The 27,000-nt window shown below is 67.2% G+C and carries 26 protein-coding genes and 1 pseudogene; 15 read left to right on the forward strand and 12 right to left on the reverse strand.

Features of this window, described 5'->3' with window-relative positions:
* Positions 1 to 203 precede the first annotated feature (203 nt).
* Positions 204 to 1,601: a dihydrolipoyl dehydrogenase gene (lpdA, locus tag EV646_RS00055; RefSeq protein WP_132142607.1), complete on the forward strand. Its 1,398-nt coding sequence runs from the start codon at positions 204 to 206 to the stop codon at positions 1,599 to 1,601.
* Positions 1,602 to 1,826: 225 nt separating this feature from the next.
* A complete protein-coding gene (locus tag EV646_RS00060) occupies positions 1,827 to 3,947 on the forward strand; it encodes a peptidoglycan DD-metalloendopeptidase family protein (RefSeq protein ID WP_132142609.1) in 2,121 nt (706 codons plus the stop codon).
* 12 nt (positions 3,948 to 3,959) lie between these two features.
* Here EV646_RS00060 and EV646_RS00065 read toward each other — a convergent pair whose 3' ends face one another.
* Together EV646_RS00065 and EV646_RS00070 are read right to left on the reverse strand one after the other, a co-directional pair.
* Complete coding sequence (locus tag EV646_RS00065; protein ID WP_132142610.1) at positions 3,960 to 4,718, reverse strand: metallophosphoesterase; 759 nt, start codon at positions 4,716 to 4,718, stop codon at positions 3,960 to 3,962.
* 9 nt (positions 4,719 to 4,727) lie between these two features.
* Positions 4,728 to 6,233 (reverse strand): PstS family phosphate ABC transporter substrate-binding protein, encoded by a 1,506-nt coding sequence (locus tag EV646_RS00070; protein WP_132142612.1) that lies wholly within the window; start codon positions 6,231 to 6,233, stop codon positions 4,728 to 4,730.
* A 111-nt stretch (positions 6,234 to 6,344) separates the two neighbouring features.
* On the opposite strand from EV646_RS00070, the gene EV646_RS00075 reads away from it, so the two are divergent.
* The 7 genes from EV646_RS00075 (at position 6,345) to EV646_RS00105 (ending at position 13,299) form a co-directional block, all read left to right on the forward strand.
* On the forward strand, positions 6,345 to 7,703 hold the full coding sequence (locus EV646_RS00075; RefSeq protein WP_132142614.1) for a dihydrolipoyl dehydrogenase family protein: 1,359 nt from the start codon (positions 6,345 to 6,347) through the stop codon (positions 7,701 to 7,703).
* Between the two features lie 45 nt (positions 7,704 to 7,748).
* Complete coding sequence (locus tag EV646_RS00080; RefSeq protein ID WP_132142616.1) at positions 7,749 to 8,768, forward strand: energy-coupling factor ABC transporter permease; 1,020 nt, start codon at positions 7,749 to 7,751, stop codon at positions 8,766 to 8,768.
* A complete protein-coding gene (cbiQ, locus tag EV646_RS00085) occupies positions 8,765 to 9,523 on the forward strand; it encodes a cobalt ECF transporter T component CbiQ (protein WP_241995081.1) in 759 nt (252 codons plus the stop codon). Before EV646_RS00080 ends, cbiQ begins: the two co-directional genes overlap by 4 nt.
* Positions 9,520 to 10,284, forward strand: a complete 765-nt coding sequence (locus EV646_RS00090; RefSeq protein WP_132142620.1) for an energy-coupling factor ABC transporter ATP-binding protein — start codon at positions 9,520 to 9,522, stop codon at positions 10,282 to 10,284. Before cbiQ ends, EV646_RS00090 begins: the two co-directional genes overlap by 4 nt.
* 251 nt (positions 10,285 to 10,535) lie before the next feature.
* The gene (locus tag EV646_RS00095) at positions 10,536 to 11,324 is read left to right on the forward strand and encodes an SGNH/GDSL hydrolase family protein (RefSeq protein ID WP_132142622.1); all 789 of its coding nucleotides are present in this window, start codon (positions 10,536 to 10,538) and stop codon (positions 11,322 to 11,324) included.
* 95 nt (positions 11,325 to 11,419) lie between these two features.
* Positions 11,420 to 12,448, forward strand: coding sequence for a winged helix DNA-binding domain-containing protein (locus EV646_RS00100; RefSeq protein WP_132142624.1), 1,029 nt, complete (start codon positions 11,420 to 11,422; stop codon positions 12,446 to 12,448).
* Positions 12,449 to 12,480: 32 nt separating this feature from the next.
* Complete coding sequence (locus EV646_RS00105) at positions 12,481 to 13,299, forward strand: SRPBCC family protein (protein WP_132142626.1); 819 nt, start codon at positions 12,481 to 12,483, stop codon at positions 13,297 to 13,299.
* Here EV646_RS00105 and EV646_RS00110 read toward each other — a convergent pair.
* A pseudogene (locus tag EV646_RS00110) lies at positions 13,242 to 13,544 on the reverse strand (excinuclease ABC subunit UvrA); the annotation flags it as partial. The gene EV646_RS00105 and the pseudogene EV646_RS00110 overlap by 58 nt on opposite strands.
* A 54-nt stretch (positions 13,545 to 13,598) precedes the next feature.
* The gene (locus EV646_RS00115) at positions 13,599 to 14,150 is read right to left on the reverse strand and encodes a MarR family winged helix-turn-helix transcriptional regulator (protein ID WP_132142628.1); all 552 of its coding nucleotides are present in this window, start codon (positions 14,148 to 14,150) and stop codon (positions 13,599 to 13,601) included.
* A gap of 58 nt (positions 14,151 to 14,208) precedes the next feature.
* Here EV646_RS00115 and EV646_RS00120 point away from each other — a divergent pair, with 58 nt between their 5' ends.
* From EV646_RS00120 to EV646_RS00145, 6 genes are all read left to right on the forward strand, one after another.
* A complete protein-coding gene (locus EV646_RS00120) occupies positions 14,209 to 14,922 on the forward strand; it encodes an SDR family NAD(P)-dependent oxidoreductase (protein WP_132142630.1) in 714 nt (237 codons plus the stop codon).
* A gap of 54 nt (positions 14,923 to 14,976) precedes the next feature.
* The gene (locus EV646_RS00125; protein ID WP_132142632.1) at positions 14,977 to 16,026 is read left to right on the forward strand and encodes a LacI family DNA-binding transcriptional regulator; all 1,050 of its coding nucleotides are present in this window, start codon (positions 14,977 to 14,979) and stop codon (positions 16,024 to 16,026) included.
* Positions 16,027 to 16,117: 91 nt separating this feature from the next.
* Complete coding sequence (locus tag EV646_RS00130; protein WP_132142634.1) at positions 16,118 to 17,440, forward strand: extracellular solute-binding protein; 1,323 nt, start codon at positions 16,118 to 16,120, stop codon at positions 17,438 to 17,440.
* Positions 17,441 to 17,453: 13 nt separating this feature from the next.
* A complete protein-coding gene (locus tag EV646_RS00135; RefSeq protein WP_199236727.1) occupies positions 17,454 to 18,389 on the forward strand; it encodes a carbohydrate ABC transporter permease in 936 nt (311 codons plus the stop codon).
* A 65-nt stretch (positions 18,390 to 18,454) separates the two neighbouring features.
* Positions 18,455 to 19,270 carry a carbohydrate ABC transporter permease gene (locus EV646_RS00140; protein ID WP_338419233.1) on the forward strand — a complete coding sequence of 272 codons (816 nt, stop codon included), beginning with the start codon at positions 18,455 to 18,457 and terminating at the stop codon, positions 19,268 to 19,270.
* Between the two features lie 401 nt (positions 19,271 to 19,671).
* A complete protein-coding gene (locus tag EV646_RS00145) occupies positions 19,672 to 19,851 on the forward strand; it encodes a hypothetical protein (RefSeq protein WP_132142638.1) in 180 nt (59 codons plus the stop codon).
* Positions 19,852 to 20,005: 154 nt separating this feature from the next.
* On the opposite strand, the gene EV646_RS00150 is transcribed toward EV646_RS00145, so the two are convergent.
* From EV646_RS00150 to EV646_RS00185, 8 genes are all read right to left on the reverse strand, one after another.
* Positions 20,006 to 20,356: a YciI family protein gene (locus EV646_RS00150; RefSeq protein ID WP_132142640.1), complete on the reverse strand. Its 351-nt coding sequence runs from the start codon at positions 20,354 to 20,356 to the stop codon at positions 20,006 to 20,008.
* 93 nt (positions 20,357 to 20,449) lie between these two features.
* Positions 20,450 to 20,905, reverse strand: coding sequence for a carboxymuconolactone decarboxylase family protein (locus EV646_RS00155; RefSeq protein WP_132142641.1), 456 nt, complete (start codon positions 20,903 to 20,905; stop codon positions 20,450 to 20,452).
* A gap of 32 nt (positions 20,906 to 20,937) precedes the next feature.
* The gene (locus EV646_RS00160) at positions 20,938 to 21,720 is read right to left on the reverse strand and encodes a sugar phosphate isomerase/epimerase family protein (protein WP_132142643.1); all 783 of its coding nucleotides are present in this window, start codon (positions 21,718 to 21,720) and stop codon (positions 20,938 to 20,940) included.
* Positions 21,721 to 21,724: 4 nt separating this feature from the next.
* Positions 21,725 to 22,576: a carbohydrate ABC transporter permease gene (locus EV646_RS00165; RefSeq protein ID WP_132142645.1), complete on the reverse strand. Its 852-nt coding sequence runs from the start codon at positions 22,574 to 22,576 to the stop codon at positions 21,725 to 21,727.
* Positions 22,566 to 23,510 (reverse strand): carbohydrate ABC transporter permease, encoded by a 945-nt coding sequence (locus EV646_RS00170; protein WP_132142647.1) that lies wholly within the window; start codon positions 23,508 to 23,510, stop codon positions 22,566 to 22,568. The genes EV646_RS00165 and EV646_RS00170 overlap by 11 nt, the downstream gene beginning before the upstream one ends.
* Positions 23,511 to 23,515: 5 nt before the next feature.
* Positions 23,516 to 24,826: an ABC transporter substrate-binding protein gene (locus EV646_RS00175; RefSeq protein ID WP_132142649.1), complete on the reverse strand. Its 1,311-nt coding sequence runs from the start codon at positions 24,824 to 24,826 to the stop codon at positions 23,516 to 23,518.
* Positions 24,827 to 24,836: 10 nt separating this feature from the next.
* Positions 24,837 to 25,979, reverse strand: a complete 1,143-nt coding sequence (locus EV646_RS00180; protein WP_132142651.1) for a mandelate racemase/muconate lactonizing enzyme family protein — start codon at positions 25,977 to 25,979, stop codon at positions 24,837 to 24,839.
* Between the two features lie 13 nt (positions 25,980 to 25,992).
* Positions 25,993 to 27,000, reverse strand: a complete 1,008-nt coding sequence (locus EV646_RS00185; protein WP_132142653.1) for a hydroxyacid dehydrogenase — start codon at positions 26,998 to 27,000, stop codon at positions 25,993 to 25,995.

Here is a 27,000-nt window from a genome sequence, read left to right on the forward strand (position 1 = left end):
GTCACGCATGGAAACGACCGCCCCCCGCGTCTCAGCCAGCTTAGGCAGCCGATGGTGCCGACGGAACCCACAGTGGCGGAGTGTGACCGTTCGGCCGACAAGTTTGGCCGATCGGGGGACAGAGCAGTGACCCCCGTCACGCGTCCGGGCCGGCGTCGTACCGGTGGACCGGGTGGCTGGTGCGACCCACTAAAGTTCACTGCATGGCCTCGCACTTTGACGTTGTTGTCCTCGGCGCGGGTCCGGGTGGGTACGTCGCGGCGATCCGCGCCGCCCAGCTCGGGCTCAAGACCGCCATCATCGAGAAGAAGTACTGGGGCGGTGTCTGCCTGAACGTGGGCTGTATCCCGTCCAAGGCGCTGCTGCGCAACGCCGAGCTGGCGCACATCTTCCGGACGGAGGCGAAGACCTTCGGCATCAGCGGCGAGGTCAGCTTCGACTTCCCGACCGCGGTGCAGCGCAGCCGGAAGGTCGCCGACGGCCGGGTCAAGGGCGTCCACTTCCTGATGAAGAAGAACAACATCACCGAGTTCGACGGCTGGGGCACCTTCGTCGACGCGAACACGCTCGACGTCAGCCTGAACGACGGGAACTCCGAGACCGTCACCTTCGACAACTGCATCATCGCCACCGGCGCCACCACCAAGCTGCTCCCGGGCACACAGCTCAGCGAGCGCGTGGTGACGTACGAGGAGCAGATCCTCACCGAGGAGCTGCCGGGCAGCATCATCATCGCCGGCGCCGGCGCGATCGGCGTCGAGTTCGCCTACGTACTGTCGAACTACGGCGTGAAGGTGACCATCGTCGAGTTCCTGGACCGGATGGTCCCGCTCGAGGACATCGAGGTGTCCAAGGAACTGGCGAAGGCGTACAAGAAGCTCGGCGTCGACGTGCTCACCGGCACCCGGGTCGACGCGATCGACGACTCCGGCGACAAGGTGAAGGTCACCGTCACCGGCAAGGACGGCAACCAGCAGACGCTGGAGGCCGACAAGGTGCTGCAGGCGATCGGCTTCCAGCCGCGCGTCGACGGCTACGGCCTGGACAAGATCGGCGTCCAGCTCACCGAGCGCGGCGCGATCGCCGCCGACGGCTTCCTGCGCACGAACGTGCCGAACATCTTCGCGATCGGCGACGTGAACGCGAAGCTGATGCTCGCGCACGCGGCCGAGGCGCAGGGCGTGATCGCCGCCGAGACGATCGCCGGGGTCGAGACGATGGAGCTCGACCACGTGATGATCCCGCGGGCCACCTTCTGCCAGCCGCAGATCGCCAGCTTCGGCTGGACCGAGGAGCAGGCCCGGCTCGAGGGGTACGATGTCAAGGTCGCGAAGTTCCCGTTCACCGCCAACGGCAAGGCGCACGGCCTCGGCGACCCGTCCGGCTTCGTCAAGGTGATCAGCGACGCCAAGTACGGCGAACTCCTCGGCGCGCACCTGATCGGCCCGGAGGTCACCGAGCTGCTGCCGGAGCTGACCCTGGCCCAGAAGTGGGACCTCACCACCAAGGAGCTGGCCCGCAACGTGCACGCCCACCCAACCCTGAGCGAGGCCCTCCAAGAGGCCTTCCACGGCCTCGAAGGCCACATGATCAACTTCTGAACACGCGGCATCCGGGCCACCCTCAGTGGCCTTGGAACGGCGGCAAACAGGGATCTCGTCTCTCGGCGGTCCTCATCGTTTGCCGCCGTTTTTCGCCCGCCGGGTCGCCCGAGCGGGCACAGTCCGTCCAGCTGGGTTCCGTCAGGACCGTTCGCAGCCTACGCTGGGCTCGCGCGGGGGCCGTCACCTCCGGTGCACGTGAGGTGATTCGACGATGGGGGCCTGATGGTTGTGGGGAACCGTCGGGGGCTGCGGTTCGCGGCACTCGGCACACTGCTGGCGGCGTTCACGCTGCCCGCGTACGCCGATCCCACGCCGCCTCCACCGGCTTCGGTGACGGATGTGAACCGGTCGCTCGAACAGCTCCAGGCCGAGGCGGCCGCCGTACAGGCTGATTTCGCCAAGGCGACGATCGCTTACACGAACGCTCTGAAGGCCGCTGAGGCGGCGGAGGCCGCGGCGAAGAAGGCGGAGACGACCTCGGCCGCGACGTCAGGCAAGGCCGATGAGGAGCGGCGGCGGTTCGGGTTGCTGACCGCGCAGGCTTATCAGCTCGGGATCCCGACCGTGATGGGCATGGAGTCGATGCTCTGGTCGCTGGCGCCGGTCGCGGAGAACCTGCAGGAGATCGCCGACCGCCAGACCGCCATCACTCAGCTCGGCAGCACACAGGTGACGCAGTACCAGGCCGCCATGGCGGCGGAGGCGGCGGCGAAGTCGGCCAAGGCGACGGCTGCCAAGAAGCGAGCGGCTGCGAACGAAGCCGCGACGAAGGCCAAGCAGCTGAGCCAAGAGGTGCAGCAGAAGGCCGCCGACGCCGCGATGATGATGGAGGGCCAGGTCGCCGACCTGGACGGCGCGTCGGAGCTGTCGAAGCAGCTGCAGATCGCGAGGGACCAGCAAGCGCTGGCGCGCTGGAAGACGTACCTGACCGAGCTGGCGACCGCCAAGGTCAAGCCTCCGGCGGCGAGCGTGCTGAAGAACCCGTCCAAGCTTCCGGCGGGCATGCTCCCGCTGACCGCTGGAGGACGGCCCGTCGCCGGTGCCGCCTCCGTGGTCCACGGCGGCCGAACGATTCGCGTGCTTCCGGCCGAGACGATCCGCGCGGTGAACCGGGCGTTCAGCCTGCTCGGCAAGCCGTACGGCGTGGCCGCGACCGGTCCGGGCAAATACGGCTGCCTCGGCGCCGCTCGGGTCGCGTGGCAGCCCTACACGACACTCCCGAACCTCGTCAGCAAGGTCTACCCGAACTACCAGCGAGTCCCCGCCGCCCAGATCCAGCCCGGCGACCTGCTCGTCATGGGCAGCAAGTCGCTCGGACTCGTGCACATCGGCGTCGCGCTCGACAACGGCGAGATGATCGCCGCGGACGAGTCGAAGGGCTCGGTCGTCGTCACCCGGGTCCCTGACAACCTGTACGGCGCTCTCCGCCCGACCCTCGGCAAGCCGACTCACGCTCAGGTCGCCCCCGCCTCCTCGTCCGACGCGTACGCCTTCCGCTGCGGCAACACGGCGACGTCGTACAACGTCGGGTCCGGCGCGTGGACGTGGCCGCTGGCGGACGGGACCTACGAGATCGGTACGTCGTTCGGCCAGGCCGGCTCGATGTGGTCCAGCGGCTACCACACCGGCCAGGACTTCCCGGCCGCAATCGGTACGCCGGTACGCGCGGTGACGTCAGGCATCGTCCGCGTCGAGCACCCGGCCTGGGCGGGAAACCTGGTGCGCATCGACCACGGCAACGGCCTCGAGACGCTGTATGCGCACCTCAGCAGCGTGGATGTCGCCGACGGCACCCAGGTCCGGGCCGGACAGCGCATCGGAGCCGTGGGGACCGAGGGCAACTCGACCGGACCGCACCTCCACTTCGAGGTCCGCCTCGGCGGCGACCCGGTCAACCCGATGCCGTTCCTGGCCACCGGTACGGCGAGTGTCGGGTGGGGCGGCTTCAGCAACGGCATGATCCCGGCGAGCAAGCTGTGTGGTCTCGGCTCCGGTCACATGCTGCGCTGCGACGCGGCAGCGGCGTACTTGCAACTGGCGAGCGCGTACCGGGCCCGCTTCGGCAAGACGCTCTGCATCACTGACTCCTACCGCTCGTACTCCGCCCAGGTCTCGCTGTACGCCCGCAAGCCGTCGCTCGCCGCCCTCCCAGGTACGTCGAACCACGGCTGGGGCGTGGCGGTCGACCTCTGCGGCGGCATCGACAAGTTCGGCACCGTCCAATACCAGTGGATGAAGACCCACGCCGCCCGATACGGCTGGGTCCACCCCGCCTGGGCCAACCAGGGCGGCTCCCGCGAAGAACCCTGGCACTGGGAATTCGGCAACCCCGCCAGCGCCTGATGTCACCCGAGGTCAAGCGGGAAAGCGGTACAGGGTCTGGAGCGGTTTGCCTGGTTCGTGGATGTGGAGGGCGAAGCCGGGGTGGGCGGTGGTGTTGTCGACCAGGCCGCCGCCGGGTGCTGGGGGCTCGAAGGGGAGCGGTGGCGTCGAGCGGATGCCTGGGGCCACGAGGAAGGGGAGACCCGCGAAGGTGGTGGCCAGGCCGTTGTGGACGTGGCCTGCGAGTACGGCGGTGAGCGGCTTGCCGCGCAGGACGGCTTCCAGTTCGTCGCCTGAGCGGAGCAGCCACTGGTCGAGTACCGGGTGGTGCAGCTCGAAAGGCGGGTGATGGAACGCGACGAACAACGGCCCGTCGACAGGTTCACGCAGTACGGCGTCCAGCCAGGCGAGCGACTCCGGCGACAGCAAGCCGTGGTCCTCGCCCGGCACCGAGGTATCGACCAACACGAATCGCGCTCCGCCAACATCGCGGACCTGGTGCACCGGGTGACCTTCGCCGGGTGAGTCGATGTAGTCACCCAGCCCGGCGCGCAGCGGAGCGCTGACGTCGTGGTTGCCCGGCAGCACGAGCACGGGCACATCCAGCTTGAGCTCGGCCGCCAGTTCGGCGTACTCGGACTCCAGCGCGTGATCCGCCAGATCGCCGGTCACCAGTACGACGTCCACCGGCTGCCGGAAGGCCCGCAGGTACGACGTGATCCGCCGCAGCCGCGATCGCGCCTCCTCGGATCCGTCGATATGTGGGTCACTCAGATGCGCAATGACAAACATGCCCGCACCCTAACCGCAGAACCCGGCCGGCAGATCGCCACACGGCACCAGTCCACCACGCGAGAGCACCGGCCTTGCCTGGGTCGAGCGGAGGTAGTCGAGGAAGGCCGCGGTGAGCGAGTCGGGCTCGGGCGTCTTGTAGGTGTACGCGTGCTCGACCTCCCAGAACTTGTACGACCCGTCCGACACCTTCGCCGCATCCGGTACGACGCCGTCGACCGAAGCGATCGCGATCTCGGGGAACTTTCGGGCGCTGCCGAGTTCGGCATACCCGATCGCGCCCTCGATCTCGTTGACCCGAGTGAGCAGCTCCTCCGTCGTACCGACTTCGCAGCGGTGGTACTTCGCGGCCGGGTCGTCGTCGCGGCGGCAGTCGTCGGACGAAATGCCCAGCTCCTGATCGCCGCCGAGCACTTTCTCGCGGAACACCCGCCGTGAACCGGAGTCCGGCCCGACCCGGCTCACCATCCGGATCGGCAGGTCCCGGCCGCCGAGCTGCTTCCAGTTGGTCGTCTTCCCGCTGTAGATGTCGCGCAGTTGCTTGGTGGTCAACCCAGCCACGTCCGACGAACGGTTCGCGACCACCGCGAAGACCACGACCGCGACCGCTTCGCCGCGCAGCTCCGGCGAGTCCTCGGCTGGACCATCCGACATGGCGATGAGCTTGCCCGCCGCGCCCACGTCCTGCGCTCCCGTCTCGTTCAGGGTGCGCACGCCGCTACGGCTGCCGTTCGCCGCGATGGTGATGTCGGCATCGGTGCACTCGGCCGCGTAAGCGGTCCGCACCTCGCGCATGGTCTGCTCGACCGCGGTTGACCCGATGACCCGCACCTGCCCGGAAGCACAGTTGTCCGGCGGCTGCAGTACGTCGGCCACGAACAACGCGACCAGTGCGCCGACCAGCAGCAGCGACAGCGCACCGAACATCAGCGAACGACGACCAGGCCCGCGCGGCCGCGGCTCGTGGTAGACCCCACCACCGGTGGATCCACCGGCCAGGTAGCCGGCATGCGTCACGCCCTTGCCCGTCCCTGACAGCACGAGCAGGAACTTGAAATGATCGCCGCGGTTGATCGCGATCCGGGGCACCACCAGCTTGCTGGTGTCGACATAGTTCGCCGGGACCAGCCGGCGCTGCAACATCTCGCCGAGTGAGCTCGGGTGGGCCTCAGTGACCTTCAGCCCGACGATCTTGCGATCCGGGAACGCGAACGACACCTTCTCGTGCATGTCCTGGGGATCGATGTCCATCCCGCCGGCATTGTCCAGCCGGAGCAGCACAATGCTCGGATTGTCCACCACCGCGTTCTGGTGTCGTACTTCGACATCGACCATCTGCTGTGTCTTGTCAGCGCTGGGATAGACCCCGATCGGGGCATCCACCTGGACCCGGTAGACGAGTCGCTTGCGCCGTAGGACGTACCGGTCGATCAGCCAGGCGACCACCGAAGCGATCAGAGCGACACCGGCGATGATCGTTCCGAGGTCGATATCGCCGAAAACCGAGAAATCCAATGTCCCCTCCTGCGAAAACGCTATCCCGGCGCGGTGAACGGGTGCTTACCGCGCGATGACGTGCGGGGTGTGGGCTTGGCCGAGTCCGGCCGGTCTGCGAGATTGGTCGGCATGGCTGAACAGGTTGACGTGGTCGTGATCGGACTCGGTGTGGGTGGAGAGGAGACGGCGGGCCGGCTGGCGGAAGCGGGGCTGAACGTGGTCGGCCTCGACCCGCGGCTGGTCGGCGGTGAATGCCCCTACTGGGGATGCATTCCGAGCAAGATGATGATCCGCGCCGCCAACCTGATCGCCGAGACCCGCCGCGTCGACGGCATGGCCGGTACGGCGACCGTCCAGCCGGACTGGGCGCCGGTCGCCAAGCGCATCCGCGAGGAGGCGACCGACAGCTGGAACGACCAGGTCGCGGTAGACCGGCTGGTGAAGAAGGGCGTCACCTTCCTCCGCGAGCGCGGCACGATCACCGGGCCGCGGACAGTCCAGGCCGGCGACCGGGAGTTCGAAGCGTCCCGCGGCATCGTGATCGCCACCGGCACCGTGCCGGTGGTTCCGCCGATCGACGGTCTGGCCGGTACGCCGTACTGGACGAACCATGAGGCGATCGAAGCCGACACGCTGCCGGCCTCGATCGTGGTGCTCGGCGGTGGCGCGATCGGGCTCGAGCTGACCCAGGTGTTCGCCCGCTTCGGCGTCGACGTGACCCTGGTCGAGGGCGCCGGCCAGGTGCTGTCGATGGAGGAGCCCGAGTCCGGCCAGCTGGCCCGCGAGGCACTCGAGCGCGACGGCGTCACCTTCCACACCGGCGTCCACGCCAAGCAGGTCAGTCACCGTGGCGGCACCTTCACCATCACGCTCGACGACGGCGAGACGGTGACCGGCGAGAAGTTGCTGGTGGCAACAGGTCGCCGGGTCGACGTGGCGGCGCTCGGGCTCGACCAGGTCGGTATCGATCCCGGCGTACGGCGGATCGAGGTCGACGAACACGTCCGCGCGGCCGACGGGGTGTGGGCGCTCGGTGATGTCACCGGCGTCGGCAATTTCACCCACAACGCGATGTACCAGGCGAACGTGGCGGTGTTCGACATCCTCGGCAGCGAGGGCGCGCCGGAGGCGAGCTACCACGCGATGCCGCGAGTGACCTTCACCGATCCCGAGATCGGCGCGGTCGGGATGACCGAGAAGCAGGCCCGCGAGGCCGGGCTGGACGTGAAGATCGGTTCGGCCCAGATCCCGGTGTCGTCCCGCGGCTGGATCCACAAGGCGGGCAACGAGGGGTTCATCAAGCTGGTCGTCGACAATGAGCGCGGAGTGCTGGTCGGTGCGACGAGCGCCGGGCCGACCGGTGGCGAGGTGCTGGGTGCTCTCGCGGTCGCCGTCCACGCCGCCGTACCCGTTTACTCTCTGCAGCAGATGATCTACGCATACCCGACCTTCCACCGTGCGATCGGGGACGCCCTGAAGCAGTTGTGAGATCGCTTGTTGCGATCCGGTCGCAACAAGATCAAGAATGTGCGGGTGCATGTTCCTGACGGTTTCTTCGACGCGCCCACTTCGATCGCGACCGGCCTGATCGCCGCCGGCGCGGTCGGCTTCAGCCTGCAGCGGGCCAACCGCGAGATCCGGGAGACCGGGCCGGCGCTGGCCGGGCTGACCGCGGCGTTCGTCTTCGCGGTGCAGATGGTGAACTTCCCGGTCGGCGCGGGGACCAGCGGTCATCTGCTCGGTGGCGCGCTGGCCGCGGCGCTGGTCGGGCCGTGGACCGCCGTACTGGTGATGTCGACCGTGCTGCTGGTTCAAGGGCTGCTGTTCGCCGATGGTGGCCTGACGGCTCTCGGCACGAACATCACTCTGATGGGGCTGATCACGGTTCTCGTCGGGTACTTCCTGACCCGCGCAATCTTGCAGGTGCTGCCTCGGCGGGTCGGGAGCGTCGTGCCTGCTGCGACGGTTGGTGCGCTGGTGTCCGTCCCGGTGGCGGCGCTCGCGTTCACGGGGTTGTACGCGGTCGGTGGCGCGGTCGACATCCCGCTCGGCAAGCTCGCGACCGCGATGGTCGGGTGGCACATCCTGGTCGGCATCGGCGAGGCGGTCATCACAGCCGCCGTACTGAGCGCGGTCGTCGCGACCCGCCCCGATCTCGTGTACGCCGCTCGGCACCTGCAGCAGGAGCTGGTCCTGATCGATGCCGACGGCAACACATCGTCGGTGTCACCGGACAAGCCGATCGCGGCCAAGCCGGCCCGGCGAGCGCTGGGCGTCGGGGTAGCGGTGACCTTCATTGTGGCCGGCGTGGTCAGCCTCTTCGCGAGTGCACATCCGGACGGGCTGGAGTTCGTTGGCGCGAAGCTCGGGTTCGAGAGCGCGGCCAAGCACTCCGCGGTCGCCGGCAGCCCATTGGCCGAGTACGGCGTGAGTGGCATCGGCAACACCGAAGTCTCCGGCGCGCTGGCCGGCATTATCGGCGTACTTGTCACGATCGTCGTCGGCCTGGCGCTCGCCAAACTCGCTTCCCTCAAAGCTGACCGGGCATCGTGAGCGGTGACGGACTTCTCGTAGCGGTGGACAGCCGGGTCCATCGCATCCCGGCGCAGGTGAAGATCGTCGCCCTCTTCGTCTTCGTCCTCGCGGTCGTCTCCACCCCTGCGTTGGTCTTCTGGGCCTTCGGTCTGTACGCCGTGATGCTCGTGGCCGCGGTGGTCGTCGCCAGACTCCCAGCGCCGGTCGTGTCGCGGCGGCTCGCGGTGGAGACGCCGTTCATCGTGTTCGCCTTGCTGCTGCCATTCGTGGCGACCGGTCCGCGGATCGACGTACTCGGCCTTGAACTGTCGGAGTCCGGCGTACTCGGGGCTTGGAATGTGCTGGCGAAGGGGACGCTCGGGGTGGTTGCGGCGATTCTGCTGTCGGCGACGACCGGGCCGCGAGACCTGCTCGCCGGGCTCGAGCGGCTGCGGTTGCCGTCGACGCTCGTGGCCATCCTGTCGTTCATGGTCCGGTACCTGAGTGTGGTGTCGGACGATCTGCACCGGATGCGGATCGCGCGCGAGTCGCGTGGGTACGTCGGGGGACGCGCAGGGCACCTGAAGGCAGTGGCCGGGGGAGTCGGGGCGTTGTTCGTACGCAGCTTCGAGCGTGGCGAACGAGTGCATCTAGCGATGCGATCCCGCGGCTACACCGGCCGGATGCCGCTGCTCAGCGCCCAAGGCGCGTCGTCTACGCAGTGGCTCGAAGGCCTTGCCATCTCCCTGACCGCAGTACTCATCGCGGTCGCGTCCAGGGTGGTGGGCTTGTGAACGCGATCCATGTCGAGCGGCTGGTTTTCGCCTATCCAGATGGCCGGCAGGCGCTGTTCGGGGTCGACTTCACCGTCGAGCGGGGTGAGCGGGTCGCGCTGCTCGGCCCGAACGGTGCCGGGAAGACCACGCTGGTGCTGCACCTGAACGGGATCCTCGGGTCGGTCGCGGGCGGGACCGGGAGCGGCCGGATCCAGATCGGCGGCACGGACCTGCATCGCGAGCATCTGCCCGAGGTACGGCGGAAGGTCGGGCTGGTGTTCCAGGACCCGGACGATCAGCTCTTCATGCCGACGGTGCGGGACGACGTCGCCTTCGGGCCGGCCAACCTCGGGCTGCGTGGATCCGAGCTCGACGACCGGGTGCACGAGGCGCTGGTGCAGGTCGGCATGCAGGACCATGCTGACTTGGCGCCGCATCACCTGTCCTTCGGCCAGCGTCGCCGGGTGGCGGTGGCGACCGTACTCGCGATGCGCCCCGAAGTACTGGTGTTCGACGAACCGTCCAGCAACCTGGACCCGGCCAGCCGCCGGGAACTGGCCGACATCCTCGCCGGGCTCGACGTGACGCTGCTGATGATCACCCACGACCTCCCTTATGCATTGCAGCTCTGCGGGCGGAGCTTGCTGATGGACGGCGGGCGGATCGTTGCGGACGGCAAGACCCGTGACCTGCTCGGCGACGCCGACCTGATGTCGGCCCACCGCCTGGAACTCCCGTACGGCTTCAACCCGATGTCGGTCCCCGGCCCGGAAAAGTAAGCGGTCAGCCCCCGAGGTTGTGGGTTGCGGACGCAGATTCTGGGTCCGCAACCCATCAGCTGATGGGCTGGCCCCCGAGTTGTCGGGTGAGCTGTTGGGGGTTTGCCGGCGGGCCGGGTGGGGAACTTCGGCAACCGATTTCGGCAATCCGTGGTGAATTTCTCACCGAAGGCTTGTGTGTTACCGGCGAGTCGGGTCATCGTGACTTTGAGTGCATCTGTCGCCACCCCTCGCACAAAGGCGGTCCGCCCATGAAGTCCATCGCCGTCCTCGTCTCGACCGCGGCCCTCGGCGCCGCGATGCTCGTCAGCCCCGGTGTCGTGTACGCCGCGGCGCCCGACTACGTAGCCCTGGGGGACTCCTACGCCTCCGGCGTCGGTACCCGCACCTACACCTCGGAGAGCGGCTCGTGCCAGCGCTCCACCAAGGCCTATGCGTATATCGACGCGGCCAGGCTCGGCGCGAACCTCTCGTTCGTCGCCTGCTCCGGAGCCAAGGTCGCCGACGTCAGCAGCAAGCAACTCGGCCCGCTGACCAGTGCCATCGAGCTCGTCACCGTCCAGGTCGGCGGCAACGACGCCGGCTTCTCGTCCGTCATCACCACCTGCGCGCAGCCGGCCTGGCTCAGCGACTGCGACAGCGCGATCAACAACGCCCAGTCCATCATCAACAACACGCTCCCGGGCCGGCTGAACGGCCTGTACGGGACGATCAGGTCCAAGGCGCCGAACGCTCACGTCGTCGTGGTCGGCTACCCGCGGCTGTTCAACGGCACCGACTGCAACGCCGGCACCTTCTTCAGCTCCGCCGAGATGACCCGTCTGAACCAGACCGCCGACCTGCTCAACTCCAAGATCTCCGCCGCTGCCAGTGCGGCCGGCTTCTCCTTCGTCAACCCGACCTCGGCGTTCATCGGCCACGCCGTCTGCGGCAGTCCCGAGTGGATCAACGGCCTGTCCAACCCGGTCTCCGAGTCGTACCACCCGAACGTCACCGGCCAGGCCTCGTACGCCAACCTCGTCCAGCCCGCGCTGAGCTGAATAATTGATCCAGCTTTGAACCGGTCTGCCGAAGAATTTTCGGCAGACCGGTTCATGCTGCGCAAACTGTCGGTTCGTGATGTCATGCTGGGGTGGTGCGGAGGTCTGTGGACTGGTTGCTTGCAGCCCGGTTCCAGGCCAACTGCATGGCGCGTCCGGTGGACGAGGCCGGCCCCGGAGGGGTGGCCGACGTCGTGCGCCGGACGGGGGGACTCCAGGCCCAGAGCTGGCGCGGCGCCGCGTACGCCGTCAGAGCCCGCTCCACCGCGACAACCTTCGCCGACGTATCCCACGCGCAAGAGACCGACAGATCAGTCATCCGCGGCTGGTTCATGCGCGGAACCCTGCAGCTCGTCGCCACCGAGGACGCCGGCCCGCTGCTCGGCCTCCTCGGCCCGAAACTCATCAAAGACACCGAACGCCGGTACGGCGAACTCGGCCTGACCGAGGCGATCCGGGCCAAGGCAGCCGACGTACTCGAGTCCTACCTGCTCGACAACGGCCCGTCGAGCCGGGCCCGACTGGCCGACGTACTGGTGACGGCTGGGCTGATCGCCGAACCCAAGGGGCAGGCGGTCTACGCGCTCATCCGGCACACCGGGCTACTCGGGCGACTGTGCTACGGGCCAGGGCACGACAAGAGCGAGACCTGGGTGGCCGTGCGTGAGTGGCTCGGGAAGCCGCTGGAGTTGGAAGGCGACGTCGACGACCTGGCGCGGCGGTATCTGACGGCGTACGGGCCGGCGTCGGCGCGCGACTTCGCGACCTGGTCAGGGCTTCCGGTGCCGACCGCGCGGAACGGGTTGCGGGCTGCGGCAACCACCTCCTTCGAGGTCGACGGAGAGGAGCTCGCAGCCGTCGACGATCTGCCTGGTTGCCGGGATGTGCGGTTGCTGGGGGAGTTCGACCCCTATCTGCTCGGGTATCTCGACCGGCGGCACGCGCTGGCCGAGGAGCATCGCAAGCACATCTATCCCGGCGGCGGCATGCTGCGGCCGGCGGTCGTCGAGGGCGGTCGGGTGATCGGATCGTGGAATCACAAAGGTTCGTATGAATTGTTCGTTCCTCAGGAGCCAGCTGGGCTGGCTGAGGAGTTGGACGACCTGCGCCGGTTCGCCGGTTGATCGTATATTCCTGATCAGGTATATATGGATCCATGACCGAGACCTTGAGTACGGAGAACGGCCGGACGGTGCTGCGGATGCAGCGAGCGCTGACGCATCCGATCGAGAAGGTCTGGCGGGCGATCACGCAGCCGAGCGAGCTGGCCGGGTGGTTCCCGGCGGCGGTCGAGCTGGACTTGCGGCTGGACGGGCCGATCACCTTCACGTTCGAGGAGGATCCCGGCGCGCCCGTCGATGAGCAGAGCCGCGGTGTGATCCGTGCGTACGAACCACCCCGGCTGATCGAGTACACCTGGGGAGACGAGGTGCTGCGCTGGGAGCTGGTCCCGTCGGGCGACGGCTGTGTGCTCCATCTGACTGCGACGTACGACGATCGTCCGGGCTCGGCGAGCTTCACCAGCGGCTGGATCCTGTGCTTCGACGCCTTGGAGAAGGTGCTCGGCGGGTCAGCGGTGCCGGAGCAGGACTACGCCGTACTGCACGAACACTTCGTCAAGGTGTACGGGCTGGACCAGGGCGTGACGCTGGACGACGGCAGCATCCGCTTCGAACGGCAGTTGGTCCGTCCGAAGGAGACCGTGTGGGAGCGGCTGTGCGGAGCTGAGTCGCCCTCGGTCGGCAGCCCGCCGCCGGCCGGCTTCGTTGCCAAGGGCATCGAGGCCGGACCGGTGACGGAGGTCGCCGAGTCTCAGCGCCTTGTCTATCCGTCGCAGGACGGCGAGGTCACCTGGGCACTTCGCGACGGCAATGGCGGGGCCCGCCTGGTGCTCACACAGACAGGCCCCGCCGCCGGCTACCTGACGGACTGGCGGGAAGTGATCGAGTCGCTCGCCGCCGAGCTCGTGGGCTGAGCGACGTACTCGCGGAGGTGTTCCGCGGTGAGGCTCGGGCAACTTTCGACCAGATCGGCTGGGGTGCCGGTGAACACGACGCGGCCACCGTCGTGGCCGGCGCCCGGGCCGATGTCGATCAGCCAGTCGGCATGAGCCATCACCGCCTGGTGGTGTTCGATGACGATGACGGTGTTGCCTTCGTCAACGAGAGCGTCCAGCATCGTCAGCAACTGGTCGACATCCGCCAGATGCAGGCCGGTGGTGAAGCGCACGTACGAACTTTGCTCGCAGATCGTGGCGTATGGACCTTCAGAACCTTAAACGTCCGGCGGAAGCTTTCGGGCTCGCCGGCCGACGTCGTCGAGGAGCTCCTGCAATTGCGCGGCGAGTCGCTGGCGGTCGTCCGGCGCCAGCGAGGCGACGAGCGAGGCCTCCCGGGTGAGGACCTGGTCGACGGTCCGTTCGATCAGGTCGTGGCCGGCGTCGGTGAGGGTGACGACGACCGCGCGCGTGCCGTCATCGGCCGTACGACGAGTGACGAGGCCGGCGACTTCGGCCCGAGCCACCCGCTGGGAGATCGCGCCGGCGGTGACGAGCGTACGGCGGCTCAACTCACGCGTGGTCAGCTCGTACGGCGATCCGGCCCGGCGCAGCACGCTCAGCAGGTCGAGCGTGGCCGGGTCGACACCGAGATCCGCGAGCAGCCGGCGGCGGTCGTCGGCGAAGAGCTTGGCCAGCCGCCACAGGGGAGTGACGATCTCGATCGACTCGGTCGGCGTCCCCGGGCGCTCGCGGCGCCAGGCGTCGGCGATCTCCGCGGCGGGGTAGGGGCTCGGACCGTCGAACGGGTACTCGTCTTTGACAACCATGAGCCTATGCTATGTTTAGACCTAAACATTTAGAGCTAAACGTGGAGGTGTTGCAGGCGTGACGCGGACGATCGTGGTGACCGGCGGAGCGACCGGAATCGGGCGGGCGACCGCCGAGCGGTTCCGTGCGGACGGCGACGAGGTCGTGATCACCGGCCGCCGGGAAGAGCTCCTGGCCAAGACGGCCGCGGAGATCGGCGCCAGGGCAGTGGTGTGTGACGCGACCGACCCGGTGCAGGTCCGGCGCCTCGTCGACGAGTTGCCGAAGCGGATCGACGTACTGGTGAACAACGCGGGCGGGAACACGGATTTCAACCGTCCGGCCGGGGACGACCTCGAGCAGCTCAAGGCCAACTGGATCGCCAACCTGGACGCGAATCTGCTCAGCGCAGTGCTGACCACGACCGCACTGGCGCCACGCCTGACGAGCGCCGTGGTGCACCTGGGCTCGATCGCCGGAGCGCGCGGCCCGGGTGCGTACGGCGCCTCGAAGGCCGCCCTGGCGACCTGGAACCTCGACGTCGCCGCCGAGCTCGGGCCTCGCGGGATCACCTCGAACGTGGTCGCGCCGGGCTTCACCGCCGAGACCGAGTTCTTCCAGGGCCGGCTGACCGCGGAGCGCCGGGAGACGTTGCTGCAGGCAACGATGACCAAGCGGGAAGGGGAGGTGGCGGACATCGCCGGCACCATTCACTTCCTCGCATCGCCCGCGGCCCGGCACATCACCGGCCAGGTGCTGCACGTGAACGGTGGCGCACTGACGACCCGGTGATGCTGACAGCGTAGCCAGGTGTCAGGGCTTGGAGCGATCAGCGACAATGTGCTCATGCGTGCCACCGTCAAAGACGTCGCCAAGCTGGCCGGGGTGTCACCGAAGACGGTGTCGAACGTCATCAACGGCGTCGTGTTCGTCCGGCCGGAGACCCGCGCCCGGGTCGAGCAGGCGCTGAGCGAGCTCGACTACGTCCCGAACATGAGCGCGCGCGGCCTGCGCAACGGCCGGTCCGGGATGATCGCGCTGGCCCTGCCCGACCTGCTCCGGGCGTACTCCGCCGAGGTCGTCCATCTGGTCGTCGAGCTGGCCCACGAGCGCGGCTGGGGCGTGCAGATCGAGCAGACCGCGGCCGAGCCCAAGCGCGAGTTCGAGCTGCTGTCGAAGGCCCGCGCGTACCTCGTCGACGGCCTGATCCTGAACCCGGTCAACCTGGACGACAGCGCCGTGATGACGGCCGGCCCGCTGCCGCCCGTCGTGCTGATCGGGGACGTCGACCAGGACGTCGTCAGCCAGGTCGCGATCGACAACGTCGCCGCCGCGCGGGACATGACCAAGCACCTGCTGGATAAAGGTTGTCGCCGGATCGCCGCTGTCGGTACGCCAGAGATCCCGCGCGGCTCGAGTGGCGCGGGCGTACTCGCGGGCTCGGCCGACGCGCCGGGCACGGCCGCATCGAGGCTCCGTACGGCCGGTTATCGGCAGGCGCTCGAGGAGGCCGGCGTACCGCATGATCCGTCGCTCGAGATCAACCTGGACCGGTGGCGGCCCGAGGGTGCGGCCACGGTGGTGGGGAAGTACCTGGCCGAGCATGAGCTGCCGGAGGCGTTCTTCTGCTTCACCGACACGCTGGCCTCCGGTGCGTTGTCTGCGCTGTGGACCGCGGGGGTCGCCGTACCGGACCAGACGCTGGTAGCCGGGTTCGACAACATCCTCGAGAGTCAGTTCATGATTCCGCCGCTGACCACGGTCGACTTCGACCGGCGCGCGTTCGTCGCGGCCGCGCTGGATCTGCTCGGCGAGCGGATGGCGGACAAGGACGCGGCGCCGCGGCGGGTGATGATCCCGCACCGGATCATCGAGCGCGCCTCCACCGCACGCTAACCGACAACTTTCCTCAAAAAACTACATACGGGAGTCTTGTCGGCGCGTTCTAACGATGTAATGATCGGTCCCGCCCTCCCAAGGAGACCGAATGACAGTGTTTTCTGCGTCCCCCGCCCCACCACCCCGGCCAATATCTCGGCGCCGTCTGCTCTCCGGAGCGGCGGCCCTCGCTGGTGGCGGGATGCTGCTCGGCTGCGCGCCGAGCGCGTCACGATCGGCGGCTGACCTCAGTTACTGGCACTTGATGACCGGCGGCGACGGCATCGTGATGGCGGGCCTGGTGGACGCCGTCAACGCCGAGAGCCTCGGCTTCAAAGCCACCCAGACCGTGCTCGCCTGGGGACCGCCGTACTACACCAAACTCGCGATGGCCTCGGCCGGCGGACGCGCGCCGGACGTCGCGATCATGCACGCCTCCCGGATCGCCGGCTACGCGCCCGGCGGCCTGCTCGAGCCGTGGGACGTCGAGGAGCTCGCCGAGGTCGGCATCCACGAGAGCGACTTCCCGCCGCTGGTGTGGCAGAAGGGCATGTACGACGGGAAGCTCTACTCGATCGCCCTCGACACCCACCCGTTCGTCCTCTACTACAACACCGACCACGCGACCAAGGCCGGTGTGACGGACGCGCTGCAGACGATGAAGAGTCCCGAGGAGTTCACCGAGGTCGCCCGCAAGCTGCAGCAGGTGACCGGCAAACACGGTCTCTCGTACGGCTACCTCGGCGACGGCTCGCAGATGTGGCGGCTCTTCTACACGCTCTATCGCCAGATGGGCGCCGAGATGAAGCTCGTGCCTGGTCAACAAGCGCAGGTCGACGAGGCCGCCGCGGTCAAGACGCTCACCTTCGTCCGCTCCCTGCTCGACGACACGATCGCCACCCGCAGCGGTGACGGCGGTACGGCGACGTCGGAGTTCCTGCACGGCGAGAGTGGGATGTTCTTCGGCGGCGTGTGGGAGCTGCCGGTATTGAAGGAGTCCAAGCTCCCGTTCGACGCCCGGCCGATCCCCACGCTGTTCGGCACCGATGCGGCGTACGCCGACTCGCACACGTTCGTGTTGCCGAGGCAGTCGAAGGTGTCGCCGGAACGAAGGCGGCACGTGTACCGAATGGTCGGCGAGATCCTGAAGCGCTCGGTCAAATGGGCCGGCGCCGGCCACATCCCGGCGTACCAGCCGGTGGTGCGGAGCACGGAATACCAGGGGCTGAAGCCGCAGTCGAACTACGCGGGCATCCCGGAGTACGTGAACTACGACCCGGACGCGTGGTTCGGCGGCGCGGGTAGTGACTTCCACAAGTACTTCGCCGAGAACGTGCAGAACGTCTACCTGGGCAGCGGGGATCCGGCGGCCGGGTTCGAGGGTTTCGTGAAGCGGCTGAACGTGCTGCTCGATCGTCCGCAACCGGTGTAGAGGAGAGTGACTGATGTCGACCGCCATCGACACCCCGCCCGCGACCACCACGCCGGTTGTTGCTGAAGGCAAGAAGCAGGCGCGCCGGGGGGAGACGTTGTCCGGCTGGGCCTTCGCGGCGCCGTTCGCCGTACTGTTCTTTCTCTTCCTGGTCGTGCCGGCGCTGTACGGCCTGTATCTGAGCTTCACCGGTGAGACGCTGACCGGCTCGGGTGGCAAGCTGCTTGGATTTGGCAACTATGCCGAGGCGTTGCAGGACCCGGACATGTGGCATTCGCTCGGCAACACCCTCTGGTTCACGCTGCTCAGCACGGTTCCGCTCGTCGTACTGTCGCTGGCGTTCGCGCTGCTGGTGAATCTCGGGCTGCCCGGCCGGTGGTTGTGGCGCTTGTCGTTCTTCCTGCCGTATCTGCTCGCGTCGACCGTCGTGGTGATGTTCTGGAGCTGGATGTACAACCCGAAGCTCGGGCTCATCAACGGCGTACTCGCGGAGTTCGGGGTCGCGCCGGTGGCTTGGCTGCAGGATCCGAACGTGGCGATGATCTCGGTCGTGGTGACCACCTTGTGGTGGACGATCGGGTTCAACTTCCTGCTGTATCTGGCCGCGTTGCAGAACATTCCGGAGCAGCAGTTCGAGGCGGCCGCGATCGACGGCGCGGGGAAGTGGCGGCAGCTGTTCTCGATCGTGATCCCGCAACTGGCGCCGACGACCGCGCTGATCGTGACGCTGCAGATCCTGGCGTCGCTGAAGGTCTTCGACCAGATCTACATGCTGACCAGCGGCGGTCCGGCCGGCTCGACCCGGTCGATCGTGCAGTACATCTACGAGTCCGGATTCACCGGCTACCGGTTCGGCTACTCGTCGGCCATCTCGTACCTGTTCTTCGCGATCATCGTGCTGGTGTCGCTCGCGCAGTACAGGCTGATCAACCGCAGGAGCGCCGCATGAGTACATACACACTGAGCCGTGGTTTCAAGAAACAAACTCACAAGCCTGGGGAAAACCCGTGGAGCGTGTCCAGAATTGCGGCACTGCTGGTTCTCGTAGTGCTGGGCGCCACCTGGCTTGTGCCATTTGCCTGGGCCGTCCTGACCTCATTGAAGAGTGAGGCCGATGCGGGGGCATCGACGATCAGCTTGAATCCACCGGATGGATTCAGCTTCGAGGCCTATCGCAAAGTCCTGTCGGCCGGTGACATCCCGGCCTGGGCGTGGAACAGCCTGATCACCTCGGTGGCGATCACGTTCATCACGGTCGCGACGTCGGCACTGGCCGGCTACGCGTTCTCGCGGGTCAGCTTCGCAGGCAAACGTTGGTTGTACGCCGCGATCATCGCGGCGATCATCATTCCGCCGCAGCTGCTGATCGTGCCGCTGTTCCGGCAGATGCTCGCGTTCGATCTGGTCGACACGTACTGGGGGATCATCCTGCCGCAAGCGTTCGCGCCCGCGATGGTCCTTATTCTCAAGCGCTTTTTTGATCAGATCCCGGTCGAGCTCGAGGACGCGGCCCGGGTCGACGGCGCCAACCGGCTGCGGGTGTTCTGGTCGATCGTGTTGCCGTTGTCGCGGCCGATCCTTGCCGCGGTGGCGATCTTCGTGTTCATCGGTGCCTGGAACAACTTCCTCTGGCCGTTCATCGTCACCACCGACGCGGAGCTGATGACGTTGCCGGTCGGGCTGCAGACGGTCAAGAGCGCTTATGGGTTGCAGTACGCGCAGAACATGGCGTCCGCGATCTTGGCCGCGCTGCCACTGGTAGTGGTCTTCCTGTTCTTCCAACGGCACATCATCAAAGGCATTGCGACCACTGGCTTCGGTGGTCAGTAAAGGAAAGACAGGGTGGGTGGGGGCATCGGTGGTCAGTAAGGCTTACCTGTTTCGGTGGGCGCGGAAACTGGACAGCGGTTCCGGCACGCGGGATTCCTGGTCCGATCCCTTGAAAACATCGTTACTCTCAGCAAGGCTTCCCTGATCACTTCCGCGTCGTTTCCGGGTGCGGGAAGGACGGGGGAGTGTGCGACGGCCAGGTTGTGTCAGGGCTTGTGGTCGTCGCGCCATCCGTCACTCGGGGGTAACGATGAGAAGAAGGGGGATCTGTGTCAGCGATGACAAGGCTCGCCGAGCAGTGCCGTGATGTGAGGAGTCACGGCACAGCAGGACTCGGACGGGCTTCGATCCAACCAGCGGTCTGCACCGGCATCCACGAGGTGAGCTCGTCGATTCCGTCGGTGTCACCGCGACGCGTGGCGGTGCTGCGGTTGAGCAACGGGCTGACCACCACGCTGCGTCTCGACGAAGGCGTTCCGGCGCCGGAGCGAGGCGCCACCGTGTTCGTCCGGGGTGGCCGGGGCATGGGTGACCAGCCTGCCTCAGGTGGGGTCATCCTCGCGTCGAGCGACCCCAACTGAACAACACGGGGCCCAAGCAGTTAAGGGGTCAGTGACTCGCCGGTCTCAGGTGTCAACGCCCAGCTGAGGCCGGCAAGTCCCTGGAAATCCCAGGTTTTCCTGCCAAAACAACCCGACCGGGGCGGTGGGGCGGGGAGAGCAACACGGATGGTTTCTAGTCCGGCATCGGATCGGTGAGCGCGCGGACCTCGATCGGAGAGAAGCGCGCCTCCGGCAACTTGGCCGCCAGCTCGGTCGCCCGCTCCAGACTGCAGTCGACCAGGTAGTACCCGGCCAGCACTTCCTTCGCCTCGGTGAACGGCCCGTCCGTCACCGCCGGCACGCCGTCGTTGACCTGCACCACCCGCGCATTCGCGGTGGTCAGCCCGTCCGACGCGACGTACTCGCCGGCCGCCTTCATCTCCTCGAACAGCGTCCGGTGCGCGGCGTACACCGCGTCCATCCCTTCCGCGTCGAGCGCGTCCCAGGTCTCGGTGTTCCCATAGATCAAGAGCATGTACTTCATCGCTCGCCTCCTTGCCTGGTACGTCGGAGCGCCGGATGCCGATTCGACATCCGGCGCTCACGTTACAGCCTGTATCCACGGATAGAGGCTGTACTACCAGGTGGCGCCGGCAGGCTCGCGCACTGTGGTGTTGATCCGGTTGAACAGATTGGTCAGGCTGATCATCAAGATGATCGCGGCGAGCTGGTTCTCGTCGAAGTGGTCGGCCGCCGCGGCCCAGATCTCGTCGGTCACCGCGTCCGGCCGGTCGGCCAGCCGGGTCGCGGCCTCGGCCAACGCCAGCGCGGCCCGCTCGGCGTCGGTGAACAGGTCCGACTCGCGCCAGGCGGCGACCTGGTGCAGCCGCTCGTCGGTTTCGCCGTTCTTCAGTGCCGACTTCACGCCGCCGAACACGCAGGGCCCGCAGCCGTTGATCTGGCTGGTGCGCAAGTGCACAAGCTCCAGCGTCAGGGCCGGTGCACCGCCTTGGTGGACAGCCTTGTAGATGTTCTGGATCCCCTTGGTGGCATCCGGCAGGAGCATCGCGGGGTTCTTCATCCGAGCAGTCATGGGAGGGTCTCCATCAGGTGAGTGTGTTGATTTCACTCTCCTGACGGAGTCCGTCGCGAAGATGTGACAGCGGTGTGGAGATCTTTCCGGAGCCTCTCTTCGACGGGTACGGCGGGATCGGAGTACTGCCCGGTCAGGCAGATCGGCCCGGTCCACCCGAGTCGTTGCAACGTGGCGAAAACGGCCGACCAGTCGGACATCCCTTCCTCGCCTTGGACGAAGTAGGTCTTCCAGCCGCCATCGGTCTTGAGGTACTTCGCGTTCTTCAGGTTGACGATGCCGAGCCGATCCAGGCCGAGCTCGAGCGTGACCGCAGGATCGTCGCCGGCGAGCGCGTCGTGTGCTGCGTCCCACACCAGTTTGAAGTGCTCGGGCAGACCCTCGAGCAGTTGCAGTACGCCGAGCGTCGACGCCACGAACCGCCCGTGATGCGGCTGCACCCCGACCTGTACGCCGTACTGCGAAGCGAGCACCGCCGACTCTTCGAGCAGTACGCGCGTACGTCGTACGGACGCTGCATAGCCGTCGGGGCCTAGGCCGGCCATGATGCGGATGAGCGGCACTCCCGCTGCGGCACACGCGGCGAAGACACGCTCCGACAGCTCACTCGCGATGCTGATCGGTTCGATGCCCTCGGCACGTAACTGCTCGGTGAACTTCGGCAGCTCCGCCTCGGCGGTGGCCGGGGTGACGTAGGCGGTGTCGCGGACGGGGATCTCGGCTCCGGTGAAGCCGAGCCCGGCGACGAGCCGGCCGAGCTCGTCGCCAGGGAGTCCGGACCACGGTTTGGTGAAGACGGACCAGGTGTAGGTCATGAAATCAGCGGCCTCCCAGCCCGCTCATGGTGATGCCTCGGACGAACCAGCGTTGAGTGAGGAAGAACACGATGATCAGCGGGACAGTGGTGACGGTCGCTGCCATCAGCAACAAGTTCCACTGGGTGCCGTTGGTGTCCTGGAACACCTGCAGGCCGACGGACGCCGTACGGGTGGCATCGCTGTTGGAGATGATCAGCGGCCAGAGCAGGTTGTTCCACTGGCCGATGAACTTGAACACGGCGAGCGTCGCGATCGCCGGGACGGCCAGCGGCACGATCACCCGGATGAACGCCTGCCAGCGGTTCGCGCCGTCGAGCCGGGCTGCTTCCTCGTAGTCGCGCGGGATGCCGAGGAAGAACTGCCTGAGCAGGAAGACGCCGATCGCGGTGAACGCGTGCGGCAGGATCATCCCGGACCAGGTGTCGATGCCGTGCAGCTTCGCGACCAGCACGAACTGCGGGATGAGCGTCACCTGCGACGGGATCATCAAGGTGGCGAGGTAGACGCCGAACAGCCAGCTGCGACCGGGGAAGTTCAGCCGGGCGAACGCGTACGCCGCCAGCGCCGCGGTCACGGTCTCGAGCAGAGTGGTGCCACCGGCGAAGATGACGGTGTTGAGCAGGTAACGACCGAGCGGGACGAGCTCGAACGCCCGCGTCAGGTTCTCCGGGTGCCAGCTGCTCGGCCAGAACGACGGTCGCGCGGCCATCGACTCGGCGTCAGACTGGAACGCGACCAGGATCATCATCACGACCGGGATCAGCGTGACGGCGGTGACGAGGAAGCAGGCGAAGACCACCAGCTTGCGGATCAGGACCTTGTTGCCAGCCAAAGGCATGGCCTCAGTTGTCATAGTGCACCAGCCTCCGCTGCAGCAGGAACTGGGCCGCGGTGATCACCACGATGAAGGCGAACAACACCAGCGACTGCGCCGCGGCGTACCCCTGGTCGTAGTTCTCGAACCCGGTCCGGTAGATGTACATGACGAGCGTCGTGGTGCGGCTGCCTGGTCCGCCGTTGGTCATGATGAGCGCTTGGTCGAAGACCTGGAACGACCCGATGATCGATGTCACCACGACGAAGAACAGAGCCGGCGACAACATCGGCAGCGTGACACTGCGGAAGCTCTGCCAGGCCGAGCTGCCGTCGACGCGCGCGGCCTCGTACAGCTGTTGCGGGATCGCCTGCAACCCAGCCAGGAACACAACCATCCCGAAGCCGAAGCTCTTCCACACGCTCATGACAACCAGAGCCGGCATCGCCCAGTTGTCGTCGATCAGCCAGGCCGGCCCGTTGATCCCGAACACACCCAGTACGGCGTTCACCAGACCGTCGTGCGGGATGTAGAGCCAGATCCAGACGAACGCCACCGCCACCGTGATCGTTGCGTACGGCAACAGCAGCAGCGACCGGAAGACCGCGACCCGGCGCAGTCCCAGATTCAGCAGCAACGCCAGCGCGAGGCTGACCAGGATCGTCAATGGCACGCTCAGGAAGGTGAAGTACACCGTATTGCCGAGCGCCGACCAGAACGTCGGGTCCGGGCCGAGCCGGGCGAAGTTGCGCAATCCCGCCCAGCTGGGCGGGCTGAACAGGTTCCAGTCCAGCAGCGAGATGACGCCGGCGGCAACGACCGGACCGGCGGTGAAGACCAGGAACCCGATCAGGCTGGGCAGGATGAACAGCCAGGCGGTCAGCGACTCGCGGTTCCGCCAGCGCGGTGTCGGTTTGGGCGACGGCCGCGATGGTGCGGCGGTCGCCGGTGCGAACAGGGTGTCGACAGCCATGGGGATCACCCCTTCCTGGCAGTGGCTTGGCGGATGTTGTCCTGGTGCTGCCGCATCAGTACGTCGAGACGCGGCGTCAGCCCGGCGATCACGTCAGGAACCGAGACCTGGCCGAGGAACGTCCGGGGCAGGTCTTGGCCCAGCAGTTGCTTGACCTGGTTCCAGTTGGTGGTGACGTCGAACGGGTGTCCGCCGCCGACCTTGCCGGCCAGGATCTGCTGAACGATGCCGAGGTTGTCCGGCGGCGGCTGGAACGCACTGCCGGCGCTGTAGCGAGCCGGGTTGTTGCGTCCAGCCTTGGCGTAGATGTCCAGAGCGCCCGTACTGGTCAGGGTCTTGAGCAGCTTCCAGGCGAGGTCGAGGTCGGCACCTTCGCGCACCCCCGATGGAATCGCGAAGCTCGACCCGGAGACACGCGGCGTGCTGCCGTTCGCGCCGGCCGGGAACGGGATGATGTCCCAGTCGAACTTGGCCTTGCGGATGTTCACCACCTGCCACGGCCCGTTCTGCATGAAGGCGACGTTGCCCTGCATGAAGTTGGACGACGAGTTCTCGGTGACCAGGTTCTTGATCGGCGGCGTGACCTTGTCCTTGACGAAGAGGTCGATGACGAACTGGAGCGCCTCCATCGCCTCCGGCTCGCCGAGGATGCTCCGGGTGGCGTCGTCGTTCATCACGTTGCCGCCGGCGCAATAGATCCAGGAGACCAGGTCGTCGATGGCCGGCGCGCAGGTGAAGCCGTACTGGTCCGGTGCTTTGGTCAGCTCGATCGCGAGGTCGCGGAAGGTTGCCCACGGCATCGGTTCGGTCCGGGACGGCAGCTCGATGCCTTGTTTCTGCAGCAGCGTCTTGTTGTAGTACATGACCGTCGGCGCGACATCGAACCCGATCGCGTAGGTCTTGCCGTTGAAGCTGGAGATCCGGCGGCTCGGCTGGTAGAAGTCGTCCGGGTCGAAGTCGGAGTCGGCCGCGATCAGGTCGTCCAGCGGCCGGTGCGCGCCACGAGCGGCGTACGTCGGGATCAGTGTGCCGTTGATGGCCGTCACCAGGCTGGCCGTTCCGCTGACAAGCTGCAGGTCGAGTTTGGTCGGGTAGCCGCCCGACGGAGTGAGGGTCGGGACTGACTTGAGCTTCAGCTGGTCTTCGACGTACTTGCTGAAGTCTTCCCAGACCTTCTTCTCCGCTGGGCTGCTCGACCACATCGACCAGGTCGCGGCGCCGGTGGGCGGTCCGGTCGAGCAGCCGGCGACGGCGGCGCCAAGGCCGGCCAGACCGGTGAGTTCGAGGAAGCTGCGGCGGGACAGCCTCGTTGCCATGGGCTACTCCTCAGCTGTAATCAAGGGTGATCGACTCGGCGCGGATGCGCTCCTCGTCGACCGTGACGCCCAAACCGGGGGCGGTGGGGACCGTTGCGACGGCCTTGGTGATGGTCAGCCCCTCGACGTACAGGTCGGAGAGCAACTCCGGCCCGTTCAGCTCGGCGGGCAAGGCGAGTTCGAGCTGGCTGAACACGTGCAGCGCGGCCGCGAACGCGACTCCGCAGTCGGTGAGTCCGCTGGCGAGGATTTCGAGACCGCCGGACAGCGCGGTCTGAGCGGTCTTGAGGGCGTTGCGCAGGCCGCCGGACTTGCAGATCTTCACCACGACCAGGTCGGCGGCCTCGAGCCGGATCGCGCGGGCGAGATCCTGGGCGGAGAAGCTGCCTTCGTCGATGGCGATCGGCAGGTCGATCAGTCCGCGCAGCCGTTGCATCGCGAGGGTGTCGGTGCTCGGGACAGGCTGTTCGACACAGTGGATGGTGCGGATGTTCGCCGTACGGTCTCTGAGTTGTTTGAGGGCGCTCGGCCGGTAGGACTGGTTCGCGTCGAGCCAGAGCGGCTTGCCGCCCGCCACCTCCGCGACCGCTTCGATCGCGGCACAGTCCGCGTCGAGATCGCCACCGATCTTGACCTTGTACGCCGGATAGTCCGACGACTGCTGAGCATGGTCTCGTACGGCGTCTGGGTCGCCGACGCCGATCGCCGAGCAGAGCGGGATCTCGTCGTACAGCTTCCCGCCGAGCAACGCGTGGACGGGAACCCCGGCGAGCTTGCCGGCGGCGTCGTGCATGGCGACGTCGACAGCGGCTCGGGCGAACGGGAAGCCGTTCGAGACCGCGGGGCTGAGGCGCTTGGCGGCGCGCTGGTGGAACAGTTCGACGTCGAAAGGAGTGAGGTCGAGGAGGAGCGGCGCGAGGTGGCGCTTGATCACCACGGCCATCGTCTCGGCGGTCTCGTAACTCCAGCTCGGCAGTGCGCGCTGCTCGCCCCAACCCACCACGCCGTCCTCGGTCGTCAGCTTCACGAACACGACCGCGGCCGCCTGATCCGGCCTGTCGCCGGGGGAGCCAACCGCGCCGCTCCCGAGGACGAACCGGCGGGCGAAGGGCACCGCGACCGGGAAGACCTCGACCTGAGTAATCCTGGACATGGACGCCGTCCCTTCAGGCCGCGATCGACCAGACGGCCGGATCGACGTAGCTCGGCCCACGGGTGCCGTTCTCCAGGTAAGCGAGGACGTCGGCCAGCACGTATCCGGCGAGCGCGAGGTGACCTTCGGCCGTGTCGCCGGCGATGTGTGGGCTGAGCAGCAGGTTGGGCGCCTCGAGGGTTGCCGCGTCGAACTTCGGTGGCTCCGGGTCGTAGACGTCCAGAGCGGCGTACAACCGGCCCTCTAGTACGTGGTCGAGGAGGGCTTGCTGGTCGATCGCGGGGCCGCGGGACGAGTTGATGACGACGGTTTCGTCGCGAAGTCGCTCGATCAGCTTGCGGGAGATCATGCCCTCGGTCTCCGGGACGTTCGGCACGTGGATGCTGACGAACCGGCTCTGCAGGGTCTCCTCAAGCGTGGCGGTCCGGACCTGCAGGTCGTCCGCTCGGTCGGGCTTGAGGTAGGGGTCGTAGACGACGACATCGCAACCGAACGGCTTGAGCAAGGTGATGAGGGCACGGGCGGTGCTGCTGGCGCCGATGATGCCGACCTTGGCGCCGGCGAGTTCGTGGCCGCGGAAGGCGGTCTGCTTCCAGCCGCCGGCCCTGATCGCGTGGTCGAAGCGGGGGAGGCGACGGGCGAGGGTGAGCATCGAGGCCAGGCAGTACTCGCCGACCGACCAGGCGATCCGCGGACCGGCGGAGAAGACGGCGACACCTTCGCCGAGGATCGCCGGGTCGATGAGCTTCTTGACCGAGCCGGCCGCGTGCGCGACCACCTTGGGACCGTGACCGTCGTCCCACAGTCCCTTGCGCAGATGCGGCGTACCCCAACTGGTCAGGACGATGTCGGCGTTGTTGACCAGCCCGGGGATCGCCTCGCTGTCGAGCGTGAGCGGGCCGGACGCGTGTTCGGCTCCCGCCCAGGTGGTCTCGAAGCGGTCGTCCAGCAGTTGGCGGGTCTGCGGGTCGCAGACGTCGGCCGCCCGATCGGGCGTCATCAGTACGGCGAGTTTCGGCAC

Source organism: Kribbella antiqua, from assembly GCF_004345665.1.
GTDB lineage: Bacteria > Actinomycetota > Actinomycetes > Propionibacteriales > Kribbellaceae > Kribbella > Kribbella antiqua.

Coding starts and splice junctions, on each gene's coding strand:
- lpdA (WP_132142607.1), top strand. CDS start 204: ATGGCCTCGCACTTTGACGTTGTTGTCCTCGGCGCGGGTCCGGGTGGG.
- EV646_RS00060 (WP_132142609.1), top strand. CDS start 1,827: ATGGTTGTGGGGAACCGTCGGGGGCTGCGGTTCGCGGCACTCGGCACA.
- EV646_RS00065 (WP_132142610.1), bottom strand. CDS start 4,718: ATGTTTGTCATTGCGCATCTGAGTGACCCACATATCGACGGATCCGAG.
- EV646_RS00075 (WP_132142614.1), top strand. CDS start 6,345: ATGGCTGAACAGGTTGACGTGGTCGTGATCGGACTCGGTGTGGGTGGA.
- EV646_RS00095 (WP_132142622.1), top strand. CDS start 10,536: ATGAAGTCCATCGCCGTCCTCGTCTCGACCGCGGCCCTCGGCGCCGCG.
- EV646_RS00105 (WP_132142626.1), top strand. CDS start 12,481: ATGACCGAGACCTTGAGTACGGAGAACGGCCGGACGGTGCTGCGGATG.
- EV646_RS00115 (WP_132142628.1), bottom strand. CDS start 14,150: ATGGTTGTCAAAGACGAGTACCCGTTCGACGGTCCGAGCCCCTACCCC.
- EV646_RS00125 (WP_132142632.1), top strand. CDS start 14,977: ATGCGTGCCACCGTCAAAGACGTCGCCAAGCTGGCCGGGGTGTCACCG.
- EV646_RS00130 (WP_132142634.1), top strand. CDS start 16,118: ATGACAGTGTTTTCTGCGTCCCCCGCCCCACCACCCCGGCCAATATCT.
- EV646_RS00135 (WP_199236727.1), top strand. CDS start 17,454: ATGTCGACCGCCATCGACACCCCGCCCGCGACCACCACGCCGGTTGTT.
- EV646_RS00150 (WP_132142640.1), bottom strand. CDS start 20,356: ATGAAGTACATGCTCTTGATCTATGGGAACACCGAGACCTGGGACGCG.
- EV646_RS00155 (WP_132142641.1), bottom strand. CDS start 20,905: ATGACTGCTCGGATGAAGAACCCCGCGATGCTCCTGCCGGATGCCACC.
- EV646_RS00160 (WP_132142643.1), bottom strand. CDS start 21,720: ATGACCTACACCTGGTCCGTCTTCACCAAACCGTGGTCCGGACTCCCT.
- EV646_RS00165 (WP_132142645.1), bottom strand. CDS start 22,576: ATGACAACTGAGGCCATGCCTTTGGCTGGCAACAAGGTCCTGATCCGC.
- EV646_RS00170 (WP_132142647.1), bottom strand. CDS start 23,510: ATGGCTGTCGACACCCTGTTCGCACCGGCGACCGCCGCACCATCGCGG.
- EV646_RS00175 (WP_132142649.1), bottom strand. CDS start 24,826: ATGGCAACGAGGCTGTCCCGCCGCAGCTTCCTCGAACTCACCGGTCTG.
- EV646_RS00180 (WP_132142651.1), bottom strand. CDS start 25,979: ATGTCCAGGATTACTCAGGTCGAGGTCTTCCCGGTCGCGGTGCCCTTC.